Genomic DNA, 14,219 nt, shown 5'->3' on the forward strand with positions numbered 1-14,219 from the left:
AGTCTTAAGCGGAGACCTCACTAGCAACGGTGGCAAACAGGCGCTGTAGCTCTTCCACTAGGGCTTTGGCTTGGGCGAGCGTTTGCGGGGTTGTGGATTGTTCCAGTTGGGCGGCGATGGTTTGCATGGCAGTAATGCCGACATTACCACTGGCGCCCTTGAGATGGTGGGCATCCCGCTTAATTTGTTCAATGTTGCCTTGGTTGACAGCGTTAGCCAATGTTTGGAGGCGCTCTTGGGCATCCTCGACAAAGGTTTGCAGCAATTCCATTTCAAACTCGCGATCGCCCCCCGAAAGGGCAGCCAAGTAGTCCCAATCAATTGGCGATGTCATCAACTCATTATTCCCGACAGGTTCTTCGTCGCTATTGTAGCCTGTCCCCCGTAGGGCTGTTCAAGGATCAGAGAGGAAAAGCAAGGCTAGATTTGTAATAATTCTTAACTTCTTCAGCGTGGTCTGCCCCCTTGGCGAAACAGGGGATTGGATGGCACTATCGCAGTGGTGAGGCCAACAGTAGCGGCAGGATTGAGGAACGATGGGCGATCGCGTGACGGTGGGGATTGTGGGGGCCTCTGGCTATGGGGGCGTCCAACTGGTGCGTTTACTCCTTGACCATCCCCAAGTGGAGATTGCATACCTTGGCGGTGAGGGGAGTGCGGGTCGCCCCTACACGGAGCTATATCCCCATTTGCAGGGTCGGGTGAATCTCACGGTGGAACCCGTATCTGTGGAGGTGATTCGCGATCGCGCCCAAGTGGTGTTTCTCTCGCTGCCCAATGGCATTGCCTGTAAGCTTGCCCCGCAACTCCTTGAGCAGGGCTGCAAAGTGCTGGATTTGTCGGCAGACTATCGCTTTCAGGATTTGAAAACCTACACCCAGTGGTACGGTGAACAAAGGGAAGATGAGGCTACGGTCCGACAGGCGGTCTATGGGTTGCCAGAACTCTATCGCGATCGCATTCGCCAAAGTGCCCTCATTGGTTGTCCGGGGTGTTATCCCACCGCTAGCTTGCTGGCTCTAGCACCCCTGATGAAGCAGGGTCTGATTGAACCGAATACGGCAATTATTGATGCTAAGTCCGGTACCTCCGGCGGTGGTCGTCAGGGCAAAATCAATCTCCTGCTTGCGGAAGCTGACAACTCCCTTGCTCCCTACAGTGTTGCTCGACATCGCCACACCCCAGAAATTGAAGCTATTTGTAGCGAATTAGCCGGCCAAAGCGTCCTTGTGCAGTTTACGCCCCACCTCGTGCCCATGCCACGGGGGATTTTGGCCACTGTCTATGCCACGCTGCGGGATCCCGGTCTAGTGCGTGAAGATTTAATCACCATCTACCAAGCTTTTTATCGCCATTCCCCTTGGGTGAATATCCTGCCCCCCGGCCTCTATCCCCAGACGAAATGGGCATGGGGCACAAATGCCTGTTTTATTGGCATTGAGGTGGATGAGCGCACCGGCCGGGTGATTGTCATGTCCGCCATTGATAACCTAATGAAGGGACAGGCTTCCCAAGCGGTGCAATGCTTGAATCTAATGATGGGCTGGCCAGAAACGCTGGGCTTACCGCAGGTCGCCTTTTATCCCTAGGACTCAAGTTTCATCCTGTTCGACCAAGGGCAGGCGATCGCCCCGTAATAGCTCAGTGCTGCTTGCACTCAAGGACAATCCCATCTGCCATAATCCCTGCCCTAGGCACAAAGCCGCTAGAAAGGGAGCGGTACTCAAGCTTAACAGTAGTGTTGTCGGTGCTAAGCGAGCCATCAGAACGCATCAAGAACTAATCAACATCTGAACTATCCGTATCCTCCTCAGGAGGAACATTGGCAAAGAGCAAGTCTCGTGATTTCTTCAGTTGCTTCCAAAGTGCCTTAATTTGACTGTAGGCCTCCTCGGTGCTAATTTTGCCGCCGGTTTCCAGACCACAAATATAGCTCACCCGTTGAGCAAATTCCTGCAAATTGGCATTAAAGGCCAAGTTTTGCGGCGTAAATACACCATGGTAGCGGCTGGTGGGGAAGAGGAACTTTTCTTTGTCAAATTCCGGTTTGGGCGATTCAGACACAGGCGTAGCCCTTTGCCAGTGAGGTTACCCCCTATTCTATCGAAAATTTTCAGGTTCCTATGGGCAACAGGCGGCAATTTTTCACAGCAGCCCCAGCATGTGTAATGGCCCTTGACCACTAATCAACTCAATAATCAAGGCTAAAAATCCCAACATTGCTAAGCGACCATTCCAGCGTTCAGCAGCGGAGGTCATCCCCCATTCCCAGCGCTCCTGAGGATAGAGCTTGACGCGCTTGCGAGACTTATTCACTTCGGCAAAGGTGCGGGGTGGAGCAGCAAGGGCGTCCTTCACTAGCTGGGCAAGAGCAGCAATAAACCCCTTGTGATCGTTGAGGGCAGGCACCCGCCGAAAGACTTCAATACCCGCTTCTTCAGCAATCTCGCGGTACTCAATGTCAATTTCTTGAAGCGTTTCAATATGTTCTGAAATAAAGCTAATGGGAACAACAACAAGGGTTTTCACCCCTTGAGCGGCCAACTCAGGAATCACATCTTCGGTGTAGGGTTGCAGCCACTCCACAGGCCCCACCCGACTTTGATAAGCCAACACATGGACATTGGGGCGATTCAGGGCAGCCATGATGAGCTTTACACAGGCTTCGATTTCCTCTTGGTAGGGATCCCCTGCTTCGGTGACATAGCTTTTGGGAACGCCGTGGGCACTAAAGAAAATCACGGCTTCGTCGGGGTTGGGGCATTGGTCGAGTTCTTGGCGAATCAAGTCCGCCATAGCCGCCACATAGCCGGGGTGGTTGTACCAAGAAGGGATCAGCGTATAGCGAATCTTTTGCAATTCAGGGTCTTGGTTCCACAGGCTCTCTAGGAGGCGAAAACTAGAGCCACTGGTGCTAATGGAAAACTGCGGGTAAAGAGGTAAAATCACTAGATCGCGAATTTGATCTGCTTTGATTTGGGCGATCGCCTCCTCGGTAAAGGGGTGCCAGTAGCGCATACCAATGTACAAATTGGCCTCAATGCCAATGCCTCCTAGGGCATCCTTGAGGGCACGGGCTTGCTGTTCAGTCATCCGCCGCAGGGGAGAGCCGCCACCAATTTGGGCATAGTTGGCCTGAGAGCGCCGGGCACGACTGGCGGAGATAAACCAAGCAAGCGGCTTTTGCAGCCAACGGAAGGGTAGGCGAATAATTTCGGGATCAGAGAACAGGTTGTACAAAAAGGGGCGCACATCCTCGGGGCGATCGGGCCCCCCTAAATTGAGAAGTAGTACACCTGTTTGGCTCGCCATTCCCAAAATCACCTAAATCTTTTCGCGATCGCTTTCTTATTGTGACATACTCTCAGGATCTCAAGGGGAAAAAATCTCGGTAAGGTAGGGATGAGAGAATGCGGTTGATGTGTGCAAACGGTGACCTACGCAATTGATTTTGGAACCAGTAATACGTTGGTGGCGCGGTGGAATTATGCCACCCAAGCGGCGGAAGCGGTAACGCTCTCTGGACTCTCGGTGGGGTTTGGTGAGGTACCGGCGCTCATTCCTAGCTTGGCCTATGTGGAGGATGCCAGTGTCCCCCTTGTGGTGGTGGGGCAGCAGGTGCGCGATCGCGGGTTTGATGTCGTGGGCGATCGTCGCTTTTTCTCGCGGTTTAAGCGGGGGATTGGCGCCACCGTACAGGGCTATTTACCCGAGCTGGATGGCTGTTCTTTGAGCTTTGAAACCATTGGCACGTGGTTTTTGCAAGCCCTGTTGAAGGAACTGAAACACACTAGCGGCGGCGATGTCGAACAGGGGTTGATCTTCACCGTGCCGGTGGATAGCTTTGAAACCTATCGCAGTTGGCTGTTGCAGGTGTGTGAGGGGTTTGCCATTGAGCAAATTCGCCTCTTGGATGAACCCACGGCCGCGGCCTTAGGTTATGGCGTGGCCGATCGCCCGCTGATTTTAGTGATTGATTTTGGTGGGGGCACCCTCGATCTCTCCCTTGTGGAACTCAAGACCGATCAACGCCAAAGCCGTCCTTTGGGATTTATTCTCAAGTGGGGCGATCGCCAGTGGGCCTCAAGCGACAACCAACGGCCTCGCACAGCGCGGGTGATTGCCAAAGCGGGCTTAAATTTAGGGGGCACCGATATTGACCACTGGATTGTGGATGAGTGGGTGAAGCGGGGAATGACCGCCAATAGCCTACTCCTGCGCCTTGCCGAGCGCTTAAAAATTCAACTCTCGCAGCAGCCCTATGCCCAAGAGGTGTACTTTGACAGCGAAGCCTTCACCACCCTTGAACTGCGCCTCGAACGGTCTGAACTGGAGGAGATGCTTCGCCAACAGCAATTTTTCCAACGCCTCGATGATGCCCTCACTCAAGTACTCCAACAGGCTCGCCGCCAAGGGATCACCCCCGACACGATTGATGCGGTGCTCCTAGTGGGGGGGACAACGCAAATTCCCGCAGTGCAAAAATGGGTTGCTGAGTATTTTGAGGCCACAAAGATCAACGCCCAACAGCCTTTTACAGCGGTGGCCATGGGTGCTCTAGCAGTGACCCAAGGGCTGGATCTCAAGGATTTTCTCTACCACAGCTACGGCATTCGCTTCTGGGATGCTAAGCTCAACCGTCATGGCTGGCACCCCATTATCCAGCGGGGACAACCCTACCCCATGGGCGAACCCGTGGAATTGATTTTAGGGGCCTCGACGGAGGGACAGCCCAGTATTGAACTGGTGATTGGTGAATTGGGGGACGAGCAAGGGGGTGTGGAGATCTTTTTTGATGGCGATCGCCTGATTACCCGTAGTGCCGGTGAACGCACGGTGCAGCCCCTCAATGACACCCCCCAAGGCAAAACCCTCGCCAAGCTGGATCCCCCTGGCTATCCGGGGAGCGATCGCATTCGGGTTCTCTTTCAAGTGGATGGCGATCGCCAACTGCGAGTTACCGTTGATGACTTGCTCACCCAAGAGCGTCTCATCAATAATCAAATCGTCACCCAATTGCGTTGACCGAATTGCATTGTGGCTCCCCATTCCCTACCCCAAACTACTGCCTATGTCCGCATCATTGCCCACAGTTGGCAAGAGGGTCACATTCGTGGCCATGTCTGCGCCAGCGAGTACCAGTGGGAATTTTGCTGGCAATTTAAGGCGAAAAAACTGCAAATCTCCCCAGCCCTTGGGCGTGCTCTGATCAAAGAACCCTTGGGGCGGTTTCTGGAAGCCCAAGACTATCAATTGGAGCCGGGGGGCGATTATGAATTTGTTGTCCGTGCCAAGTTTTAGGTGCGTTCCGCTGTGCCTAAGCTACAATCAGTGAGGAAACCTGTGCTGATATTGCCAGATAGCCTATGTTCTTGAGCGAATTAGCGCCCCTTGTCAAAGAGTTGAGCCAAAAACCCGTTGCCTTTATGGGCGGCTTTGTCTCTGGATTGTTGGGGTTGAGCCTTGATCAAAAGCCAGTCAGCGATTGGCTCAAGCAGTACGGCGACTATCAGCCCCCCAGCCCGCCGCCACCCCCCCCCAGTGACTTCAAGAGCATTCGAATTGAGTAAGGACACGAGCCACTGCCTGCCGTTGATCCCGTAGGGTCAGCCAGCGGTGGTAGGTTTGGGTATGAATCGCCACACTGTGTCCCATCATCCGTGCGGCAACGGTATCGGGTAAGCCATAGTGAATTGTGCGCACCGCCCACGCATGGCGCAAGTCATAGGGACGAAAGGGCAAGCCGTAGCGACGGAACTGTTGATTTACCCGCTGGCCAATGCGTTGGAGGGTTGTTTGGGTCAAATCCGTATTGATCCTCGGCAACTGGGGCGATCGCAAGCCAAACACCTCGACCCACTGGGGAGGAAAGGGCCACACCTGATGGCAGCCAGTTTTTGTCGTTTCCTGCACCTCGATCATCCCTTCCGCGTCACCTGTGACAAGGCCACTTAAATCGCAGAAGAACACTTCATGATTGCGCAGGCCATAGGCCGCCATCAAGCCATAGACATAGCGCCACTGGGGATTGGGAATTTGCTGGTAGGCGGCTAGAATCTCCTCATCACTGGGTAACTCCCGTGGTTGGAGCGATCGCCGCGAATAGGTGCCCCAAAACTGAGCTAGGGGAATCGGTAACTCTACCCCTAGGAACCGACAAAACCTTTGAAAGGCGGTACAGGCCACCTGCCGTTGTCGCTTATCAGCGGGGATTTGCTGCAACAGGCCATAGATCAGTTCTGGTAATGAATGGTCGGGATGGGCAGCGGCGGCTTTGAGCAACTGCCGCAAATAGGGGGCATAGGCCGTTTCCCAAGTGGTGCGGCTGAGATCCCCTTGAGCCAACAGGGCAGTTTCAAAAGCAGTAATTTGTTCCCCCAAGGATAACTCCCCAAGGCGCCCTAAGCCCTTGACCCGTTCATAGTCCTGCCAGCGAAAGGTGTTTTCCAGTAATTTGGCGGCAATAATTTTGGCTTCCTTTTCCGCTGCCTTAAGACCGCTGGGGGTGGCGGGTAACCCTAGACTTAAACGCTGTTGGTGGGGGCGGAGCCGATGACTGCCCGGTCGTGGCGGCAGGGTACCCCGCAGGCTGAGACGTTGGCCGCGTTGTTCAATTTGCAGACCCAACTGCGCCAGTTTGAGGCGTTGATTGACCTGCTGAAGTTGTTGGTCAAGTTTCTGAGGGGACGTGGCCATTGCTGAGGGACTCAGAACTCAACTCGCTGCCGAAATGACCAAAACTGCGGCGCGGACGTTTTTTCCAAGGAATATCGAGAACCCCCGCTTGGGAGCGGCTACGACTGGACTTGTGCTCAACTTTGACGGGGCGATAGTTCGTGAGGAGGCGCAGGCTATTCAGTTCGGCCAAGAGGGTTGCTCCATTGCTAATCAAGACGGCAATCACAGGGTGCAAGCTCAAAAAGACCCCCGCTAAAACCACACTGACATTGGGAATGACCACAAGGGCGATATTTTGATTGATAATGTTCATCACTTCTTGGCTGAGGGCGATCGCCTGCACCAGTCCCTCAAGGCGATTATTCATCAAGAGAAGATCTGCGGTTTGCCGCGCCGCATCACTGCCTTCAGAAAGGGTAATGGAAATATCAGCGTAGGCCATTGCTGCTGTATCATTGAAGCCTTCGCCCACATAGGCCACGACTTTTTCGCCACCATTTTTAAACTTCTCTAGAAGTTCAACTTTGTCCTCTGGCATTTTATTGGTATAGATTTGACCGAGACGAAAGCCAGTGGCATAGCCCACCGCATTGGCGACTTCGTGGTGATCTCCCGTCACCATATAGCACTCAATACCCCGCTGTTGCAGAGCGGCAATCACACTAGCGGCTTCAGAACGCACGGGGTTGCTATAGAACACCAGTGCCACCAGTTCACCATTACAGGCAACACAGACAAGGGAGCGGTTCCAAAGCACGCCTTCATGGGTGCGCAGTTCATCAAGATCAATGGGCACTTGGCGATCGCGCATCAGTTGGGGGGTGCCCACCAAAATCTCTTGCCCCTCGACGGTTGCCGCAACTCCTTTACCCGGCTCATAGACCCAGTTGCTATAGGTTCCCCCCTCAATCCCGCGTTCAGCCGCATACTCAAGGATGGCAAGGGCAAAGGGGTGATTGATTGACTGTTCCACAGTTGCCAGCCAATAGAGCAGCGTTTGTTCACTCAGGCCGGGCTTGAGGAGATTGACCCCCACAATGGTTCCCTTCACTTCCGTCAGTGTGCCGGTTTTGTCAAAAACAATGACATTAACCCGTGAGAGCAGTTCAAGGGCGCGGCCATTGCGAAAATACACCCCGACATGGGGCGCATGGGTGAGGGCTGCCAAAATCGCAGTGGGAATGGTAATGCCAATCCCTGAGCCAAAATCCAATTGCAGAGGGGCGATCGCCCGATGGGCATCCAAGGTAACCCCATAAACAATGGCAGCCACGCCCATTGCCGGCAAAATGGCTTGGTTCGAGATTTCCTCAGCGTAGTTTTCAATGCGGGTATCCAGTTGCGGCGCTTGGCGAGCCAGTTGCAGCGTTTTGCCCACCTGCGTCTCTTCACCAACGGCTTCAGCAACAACGCAAATTTGTCCCCGCACCACAAGGGAAGAGGCCAGCACCGTTTGCTCAGGTTCACAGGGCAGTAGATCCGACTCTCCCGTGAGAAACTGCCGCTGAATCACGGCGGATCCCCAGAGCACGGTACCATCCACGGGCACCGCAGATCCGGCGGCCACAATCACGCGATCGCCCACCTGTAGCTCGCGCACAGAGACATTTTGGCGAGTGCCGCCCCGCTCTACCCAATAGGTGCGCTGTTGATCGAGGGGGTCAAAGACTTGGTTTTCCCCCACTTGAGCGGTCATATCCCGCAGTGACCCCCCCACTTGCCCCATAAAGGCAGCTAACACCGGCGCCATGTATTCCCCTTGCAGCGTATGCAGAATCGTCCAGAGGGATTCCAGTTGGGTGACGTTGAGATGGCGGTGTTCGAGGCTCTCTAGGGCTTCTTGGAAGGTGGGCAGTGCCACAATCACAATCACAGTGGCGACAATGGCAGGGTAGAAGGGGGTTTGTACTGGTAGTAGCGCCACGATCGCCAGCGCCAAGGTGGGTAGCGCCATTTTCTCGATAAAGTAAGCGGTGTTCCAAGGGGAGTACACCAACTTATCAATGGGCAGCATCCCCGGTAAGGGTAAACGCTCATCTGCTGCGGCCTGAATCAATTGGCCAAAGCGGTGAAGGGGATTGTCAGCTTCAGGACTGTATTGAACAATCAGGCTAGCGGCGGGCAAGTTAAGGCGAATTTGTTGCACACTGTCTTCTTGAACAAAGAGAGCTTGCAGTTGCCGCCCATAGCGATCGTCATATTGCAGGCGGGGAATCCGCAACCGCACTCGCCCCGGTAGGTGATGCACCACTTCGTAATGAACCCTTGCTGGCGGCGGGGAAACCACAGTTGCAGTCATGATCAATTACCCCTAAGGATCGGTTAAGAAAAGGGCTGGGGGGAGCGATGGCGATGGGTCGGCGCACTAATGAGGTCATTGATATTCTGCTGCATTGTTAGGCAAATTGCATCCAAGGGCAGATCATTGAGGTCACGGCCAAAGGGATTTTCAATTTCGATGCCAATTTCTTCAACGCCAAAGAGGGTAAAAGCAATGAGTCCCACCATTGGGCCTGTCCACCACACAAGGTTATCCACCAGTTGAAAGGGTAGCAGCAAGCAATAGAGAAATAATAGCTGCTTGAGATGAATGGCATAGGCAAGGGGCATCGGTGTTTTCAAAATTCGCTCACAGGCACCCATGGCATCCACCAATTGCACCAACAGTTCATCTATGTAGGTGAGTTGATATAGGGACAGGTGCCCTCGGCGGTGTTGTTGGTGCAGATAGTCCTCAATCCACAGGGCAATGCGCAAGGGGACATTTTGCACCGTTTGTAGCTCTTTGTATTGATGGGGCTTGAGCAGGGGTTCCAGTTCGGCAAAGGATTCTCCTCGCAGGTGTTGCTTGGTGGCGATCGCAAACACCCCCACTAAATGAACGGCATCAATTTTGGCTTGGTGATCCTCCGGACTATTTTCGTCAATGGCAGTCCACATCAAGCGGGTTAGGCTGCGGGAATTATTCACAATGTTGCCCCACTGGCGGCGGCCTTCCCAAAAGCGCTCATAGGCAGTGTTGGTGCGAAAGACGAGGAGCAACCCCAGCACAATCGAGGGAATGAGACTGCCTAGCACTGGCCAGTGGACATTGATCACATAAAGGTCGATCACCGTCACCAAGACGCCAAAGCCACCGCAAAAGAGGACTTCCGAAAGAATGGCCGGAATGACTGAGCCACGCAAACGCAGGGCAAGACGTAACCATTGCGGCGGTTGCAACAAAAACTTCGCCACGCCCGACCGATCTCGGGGTAATTGGCGTCTGAAGGGGTGAAAACCGAGGAAAGAGAAGCGGCTCATGAATACCAGTGGGCGATTCCCACCCCAATCTTTAGCACACTGGCGTACTGAAACCGTGTTTTTACCGCAAAGAACAACCGAAGAGACTGCAAATCTTAAGAAAATCCGTTAGCCCTTGCCATTCCCCCACAGAAGTGTTAAGTTATATTAAGAACATGAAACACTTTGTAACAAACGGAGGACAAAAATGAGAGGTGGTAGCATCATTGATGATCAAGGCAAAATGAACAACTTTGCCATTGAACCCAAAATGTACGTGATGAGTGAGCCGCAGGCTGGGTTTACTCCCTATGCAGAACTGTTCAATGGTCGCTTGGCCATGATTGGCTTTATCTCCCTGCTGGCCTTGGAAGTGATTACGGGTCACGGTCTGATTGGCTTTTTGAATAGCCTCTAGGTCGTCGCTGCGCTCTTAGGCATATCCGTTCTTCAGCAGCCCTTGTGCGGTTAGAAAGAACAAATAACTCATGGAATGGGTCAGCCTGCCTCTCGGGGTGGGCTTTTTGCTTTTAGTCTTTATTGGAATTAGTCTTTATTGGAATTAGTAAATCATAAATTATTGTTTACATCTTGCTTCTATGGACAGAGCTATGTAAACTAACCAAAAAATCGTCTATTTAACCTATGCTGCGAGAAAAAATTTTGCGCATCCTCGGCTACTCGACCAAATGCCTGTGGGCTGATCTGGCAGTTTTGTTCGGTTTGGGTTGTGCAGGCGTGGGCATTGGCTATGGCAATATGGCTGTAGCCACCGGCGGTGTCTCAATTAGTCTCAGTGCGGCTTGGTTTTCCATTCGCGAGAATCAGCAAGCTCTCCTCAGTCAGCAACCTCAAAGGGCGATCGCCCCAAGGGATCAAACAGATGTCAGTTTAGATCACTCCCAGCGAGAATCCCTAGAGCAAATTCTTGATCTATGTCGCAATTTCTACAGTAGAGCGCATTCACAGCTTCCCAGTAATTTCCAAGAGAAAGATGTGCAAGTTGTCCTTGAAAGGCTCTTGAGAAGTACGTTTCCCAACTCGGATATTAGACGGGAGTACCCTATTCCTCAGCCCTACTCCCATGGTCGATTGATTGACTTTATGCTTGTTGATGAGAAGGTGGCAATTGAGGTCAAGGTAGTCTCAGCACAGAGAGGGGTAGTCTCAGCACAGAGAGGGCGCAATCGATTATTTGACGAATTAGCAATAGACCTTGAAGCGTACCGCCATAGTGAAATGAGTTTTAGAAAATTGATTTGTTTTGTTTACGATCCTAATAATCAATTACCCAATCCGCGTGGCTTTGAAAATCACCTGAGGGGCGATCGCGGGGGATTTGAGGTCATCACAATCGTGGCACAAAATCCTTATCAGGCTAATGGAGTCGCTTCAGCGGGATAGGTGAGTAACAATCACGCAGTTTAAGGCCTTGAAAGGATCGCAAGACAATTGCTTTTCGGGCAACACTTTGCTTAATATCTGTCTCAGGGCATTCAGCACCTTTTCTTGCATATCTTCAACCTCGGACAGTCCTGCCAGTTGATGGACAACGTTATTGCGTTGCTGATAGTAGGCCTCGATCCGCTGGAAGTGAGGAGCAAGATCCATTGTTTGGGAGTCATACTCTAAAACTGCTAGCAAAAGCTCCCGCGTCACGACATCAAGGAACAGGCGATCGCCATTTTTGCGCTGGTAGCTTCTGAGGTATTGCCAAAGCCGACCGTGATCGTGGTGTTGCAGCAAGTTCAAGCTGCGTTCTCGCGTTGCTCCATCAGTTGTAATGTCAAGACCCACCGTCTCTTGTACAAAGTATTGCAATAAGTTTTCGTACAAACTCATGGCCAAGATTAGGGCTTCTGCATAGCGCCCCACCGTAAATAGGCCAACAACTTGAAAGTAAGTGTCCCGAAAGAGGGCGTGGCGATTGTTCTGCCGCAGTTGGGCGATTTCCTGAAGCCAGAGCTTTTCAATCTTAGTTTTGTAGGGGTTGATGGCATCAAAGGCTTGGTGGTAGTTGCGGGCAAGGCGATATTTACCATAGCGAATCAGTGCTAAGGCCAGAGGAGCCTCAATAGAGCTATGCTTGAGGGAAATTTCAGCCCCTTGGTAGTCATAACTATCCAACTGCTGTTGAATCCCTTGACGATCTAACGCTTGGCGAAAGACATTTAAGTCCACCGCAAATACTCGCTTTTGACCCGGTCGAATTTCTTGGGGATTGCGGGCTTGCCATAGCCGGAGTCGGTGTTGCGTCTCGATCGCCTGTAAAATGCCCCAAGCCGCTTTCATGGCGGGGGTACCAGAGGAACCATTCAGTTCTAGCCAGTCGTTGGAGCCTTGATAATACTTGGCTAGGTGTAGTGCGCGCTTGGCCTCTTGGACGGCGATGACAGGGTTAATTGGGTCTGCGGAGAGTTCCCTGCTGACCACTTTTAGGTGAATTGCCGCCTCGCCAATTTGCAGCTCACTGTGAAGCCAGTCCTTGGTGTCGATCGCCCGTTGTTGAAAGTCTTCTGTGTAGAGCAATAGAACCCGTTTGATCGGCTGCTGTTGGGCTAAAAACTTTGCCAGTGAAACAATGGAGCCTTCTTGGTTGGTTTTCTCAGAGTACGGATCTTGATGACCCACAAAGGAAAGGAGAATGCTACAACCCATAGTGGTTTTCACAGAAGGTCTCTTGTCTATGTTGCCGCAATCATCCCCTATATTTCAGGCTGTGTCGGATGATGAGACAGCGTTTGACTCTCAGGTGGCCTGTGAGTAGGGGTGGTCAGCGCGAGGCTAACGGATTGATGGAGAGTTGGGAAGTGTCAGAAAAGTAGAGCGTTTAGTGGCAAGACGGTATAGACACCAGAAAGACTTTATAGCCCCAATGCTGTTTTGCGGGTATTTGAATGGGTGAGGGTTTGTGAGCTGGCTGAGTGAGTACTGTTTGCCGGCGTTAGAGAAACCATCGCTGTTGATTAGTTGATTATGGATAATGCACCGATTCATCCGCAAGGGGGGATGCAGGCAGTGGTAAAAGCGGCGGGTCACGCGGTGTTATTTTTACCGAAATCCTCTCCTGATTTGAATGTGGTTGAGCATGACTTTAGTGGGCTGAAGTGAGTGGGCTGAAGCGAGCGCGCAGGTATGCAGGGTCAAACCGTTCTATGGATGAGGTGATTCGCAAGTATTGTGCTGGATAATGTCTCATTCTTGATTGGAATAGCTATATTGCCACAATTGTGCCTGATCCGTGGCGGTACTGGTGCCATCGCCAAGCGTGATCAATGATTTGCTCGATGTCAGGATACTGCGGCTGCCAACCTAAAATCTGACGGGCGCGATCGCTATTGGCAACGAGGATTGCGGCGTCTCCTGCTCGGCGATCGCCCTCAACGACTGGAATCGAACAACCTGTGACCCTCTGAGCGGCTTCAATAATTTGCCGCACCGAAAAGCCTTGGCCATTCCCCAAGTTAAAAATTTGCGAGTCGCCGCCACTCAGGAGGTACTTTAATCCCAGCACATGGGCTTGGGCTAGGTCCACGACATGGATATAGTCGCGAATGCAGGTGCCATCGGGAGTAGGGTAGTCTGTGCCATAAATGCAGATGTGGGGGCGTCGTCCCATCGCCGCCTGCAACACTAGGGGAATCAAGTGGGTTTCTGGATGGTGATCTTCCCCTAAGCGGGAGTCGGGATCCGCACCCGCGGCATTGAAATAACGGAAAATCACCGACTTGAGGCCGTAGGCCCTGCCCATATCGGCAGCAATTTGCTCCACCATCCACTTAGAGCGCCCGTAGGGGTTAATGGGAGCACAGGGACAGGTTTCGCGAATCGGCACCTCTGAGGGCAAGCCATAGACGGCGGCTGTGGAGGAAAAGACAAAATAGGGAATCGCGGCGGCCACCATCGCCTGTAAGAGGGTCAGGGCACCATAAACATTATTTTGATAAAAGCGATCGGGGGAGCGGACAGACTCGCCCACTTCAATATAGGCAGCAAAGTGCATTACTGCCGTCACGGGATAGGTTTGAAAAATCCAATCTAAGAGGGAGCGATCGCCAATATGACCCACAATGAGTTCTGTTTTAAGAACAGACTCGACCAAATCGCGGTGCCCTCGCTCAAGGCTATCTAAAATCAGAACCTGAAAGCCGGCTTGCTGCAGTGCCAAAACGGTATGGCTGCCAATATAGCCCGCGCCCCCGGTGACCAGAATCAGCGGCGAATTATTACCATTATTAATTGTCATTAAAGTCCATCTG

15 protein-coding genes and 1 pseudogene are annotated in these 14,219 nt (G+C 52.5%); 7 read left to right on the top strand and 9 right to left on the bottom strand.

Annotation, left to right across the window (positions count from 1 at the left end; translation table 11 throughout):
- Nucleotides 1-4: 4 nt before the first annotated feature.
- Nucleotides 5-334, bottom strand: coding sequence for an Hpt domain-containing protein (locus M0646_RS04620; protein WP_226972011.1), 330 nt, complete (start codon nt 332-334; stop codon nt 5-7).
- 202 nt (nt 335-536) lie between these two features.
- Here M0646_RS04620 and argC point away from each other — a divergent pair, with 202 nt between their 5' ends.
- The gene (gene argC / locus M0646_RS04625) at nt 537-1,589 is read left to right on the top strand and encodes an N-acetyl-gamma-glutamyl-phosphate reductase (protein ID WP_286649911.1); all 1,053 of its coding nucleotides are present in this window, start codon (nt 537-539) and stop codon (nt 1,587-1,589) included.
- 3 nt (nt 1,590-1,592) lie between these two features.
- Here argC and M0646_RS04630 read toward each other — a convergent pair whose 3' ends face one another.
- From M0646_RS04630 to hemH, 3 genes are all read right to left on the bottom strand, one after another.
- The gene (locus M0646_RS04630; RefSeq protein WP_149818598.1) at nt 1,593-1,763 is read right to left on the bottom strand and encodes a hypothetical protein; all 171 of its coding nucleotides are present in this window, start codon (nt 1,761-1,763) and stop codon (nt 1,593-1,595) included.
- A 16-nt stretch (nt 1,764-1,779) separates the two neighbouring features.
- Nucleotides 1,780-2,064 (bottom strand): hypothetical protein, encoded by a 285-nt coding sequence (locus M0646_RS04635; protein ID WP_149818600.1) that lies wholly within the window; start codon nt 2,062-2,064, stop codon nt 1,780-1,782.
- Between the two features lie 81 nt (nt 2,065-2,145).
- Nucleotides 2,146-3,312: a ferrochelatase gene (hemH, locus tag M0646_RS04640; protein WP_190278227.1), complete on the bottom strand. Its 1,167-nt coding sequence runs from the start codon at nt 3,310-3,312 to the stop codon at nt 2,146-2,148.
- Between the two features lie 120 nt (nt 3,313-3,432).
- Between hemH and M0646_RS04645 the strand changes: the two genes are divergently transcribed.
- From M0646_RS04645 to M0646_RS04655, 3 genes are all read left to right on the top strand, one after another.
- On the top strand, nt 3,433-5,025 hold the full coding sequence (locus M0646_RS04645) for an Hsp70 family protein (RefSeq protein WP_286626812.1): 1,593 nt from the start codon (nt 3,433-3,435) through the stop codon (nt 5,023-5,025).
- Nucleotides 5,026-5,037: 12 nt separating this feature from the next.
- A complete protein-coding gene (locus M0646_RS04650; RefSeq protein ID WP_149818605.1) occupies nt 5,038-5,301 on the top strand; it encodes a DUF3146 family protein in 264 nt (87 codons plus the stop codon).
- Nucleotides 5,302-5,366: 65 nt separating this feature from the next.
- Nucleotides 5,367-5,570, top strand: coding sequence for a hypothetical protein (locus tag M0646_RS04655; RefSeq protein WP_011058047.1), 204 nt, complete (start codon nt 5,367-5,369; stop codon nt 5,568-5,570).
- Here M0646_RS04655 and M0646_RS04660 read toward each other — a convergent pair.
- Genes M0646_RS04660 through M0646_RS04670 form a run of 3 tightly spaced genes read right to left on the bottom strand, consistent with a single transcriptional unit; the run spans nt 5,548 to nt 9,981 of the window.
- Entirely contained in the window at nt 5,548-6,696 is a 1,149-nt protein-coding gene (locus tag M0646_RS04660; protein WP_286626814.1) for a tyrosine-type recombinase/integrase, read from the bottom strand. The genes M0646_RS04655 and M0646_RS04660 overlap by 23 nt on opposite strands.
- The gene (locus tag M0646_RS04665) at nt 6,671-8,977 is read right to left on the bottom strand and encodes a heavy metal translocating P-type ATPase (protein ID WP_286626816.1); all 2,307 of its coding nucleotides are present in this window, start codon (nt 8,975-8,977) and stop codon (nt 6,671-6,673) included. The genes M0646_RS04660 and M0646_RS04665 overlap by 26 nt, the downstream gene beginning before the upstream one ends.
- A 23-nt stretch (nt 8,978-9,000) precedes the next feature.
- Nucleotides 9,001-9,981: a bestrophin family protein gene (locus M0646_RS04670; protein WP_149818611.1), complete on the bottom strand. Its 981-nt coding sequence runs from the start codon at nt 9,979-9,981 to the stop codon at nt 9,001-9,003.
- Nucleotides 9,982-10,168: 187 nt separating this feature from the next.
- Here M0646_RS04670 and M0646_RS04675 point away from each other — a divergent pair, with 187 nt between their 5' ends.
- Together M0646_RS04675 and M0646_RS04680 are read left to right on the top strand one after the other, a co-directional pair.
- Entirely contained in the window at nt 10,169-10,378 is a 210-nt protein-coding gene (locus M0646_RS04675) for a chlorophyll a/b-binding protein (RefSeq protein WP_149818613.1), read from the top strand.
- A 227-nt stretch (nt 10,379-10,605) separates the two neighbouring features.
- Nucleotides 10,606-11,364, top strand: coding sequence for a hypothetical protein (locus M0646_RS04680; protein ID WP_286626817.1), 759 nt, complete (start codon nt 10,606-10,608; stop codon nt 11,362-11,364).
- On the opposite strand, the gene M0646_RS04685 is transcribed toward M0646_RS04680, so the two are convergent.
- A complete protein-coding gene (locus M0646_RS04685) occupies nt 11,353-12,618 on the bottom strand; it encodes a hypothetical protein (RefSeq protein WP_286626818.1) in 1,266 nt (421 codons plus the stop codon). The genes M0646_RS04680 and M0646_RS04685 overlap by 12 nt on opposite strands.
- Before the next feature lie 166 nt (nt 12,619-12,784).
- Between M0646_RS04685 and M0646_RS13195 the strand changes: the two are divergent.
- Nucleotides 12,785-13,151 (top strand): annotated as a pseudogene (locus M0646_RS13195) (transposase); the annotation flags it as partial.
- 23 nt (nt 13,152-13,174) lie between these two features.
- Here M0646_RS13195 and galE read toward each other — a convergent pair.
- Nucleotides 13,175-14,206 carry a UDP-glucose 4-epimerase GalE gene (gene galE, locus M0646_RS04695; protein WP_286649912.1) on the bottom strand — a complete coding sequence of 344 codons (1,032 nt, stop codon included), beginning with the start codon at nt 14,204-14,206 and terminating at the stop codon, nt 13,175-13,177.
- Nucleotides 14,207-14,219: the final 13 nt, after the last annotated feature.

Source organism: Thermosynechococcus sp. B3 (assembly GCF_030323045.1).
GTDB lineage: Bacteria > Cyanobacteriota > Cyanobacteriia > Thermosynechococcales > Thermosynechococcaceae > Thermosynechococcus.

Coding starts and splice junctions, on each gene's coding strand:
- M0646_RS04620 (WP_226972011.1), bottom strand. CDS start 334: ATGACATCGCCAATTGATTGGGACTACTTGGCTGCCCTTTCGGGGGGC.
- argC (WP_286649911.1), top strand. CDS start 537: ATGGGCGATCGCGTGACGGTGGGGATTGTGGGGGCCTCTGGCTATGGG.
- M0646_RS04630 (WP_149818598.1), bottom strand. CDS start 1,763: ATGGCTCGCTTAGCACCGACAACACTACTGTTAAGCTTGAGTACCGCT.
- hemH (WP_190278227.1), bottom strand. CDS start 3,312: ATGGCGAGCCAAACAGGTGTACTACTTCTCAATTTAGGGGGGCCCGAT.
- M0646_RS04655 (WP_011058047.1), top strand. CDS start 5,367: ATGTTCTTGAGCGAATTAGCGCCCCTTGTCAAAGAGTTGAGCCAAAAA.
- M0646_RS04660 (WP_286626814.1), bottom strand. CDS start 6,696: ATGGCCACGTCCCCTCAGAAACTTGACCAACAACTTCAGCAGGTCAAT.
- M0646_RS04665 (WP_286626816.1), bottom strand. CDS start 8,977: ATGACTGCAACTGTGGTTTCCCCGCCGCCAGCAAGGGTTCATTACGAA.
- M0646_RS04670 (WP_149818611.1), bottom strand. CDS start 9,981: ATGAGCCGCTTCTCTTTCCTCGGTTTTCACCCCTTCAGACGCCAATTA.
- M0646_RS04675 (WP_149818613.1), top strand. CDS start 10,169: ATGAGAGGTGGTAGCATCATTGATGATCAAGGCAAAATGAACAACTTT.
- M0646_RS04680 (WP_286626817.1), top strand. CDS start 10,606: ATGCTGCGAGAAAAAATTTTGCGCATCCTCGGCTACTCGACCAAATGC.
- M0646_RS04685 (WP_286626818.1), bottom strand. CDS start 12,618: ATGGGTTGTAGCATTCTCCTTTCCTTTGTGGGTCATCAAGATCCGTAC.
- galE (WP_286649912.1), bottom strand. CDS start 14,206: ATGACAATTAATAATGGTAATAATTCGCCGCTGATTCTGGTCACCGGG.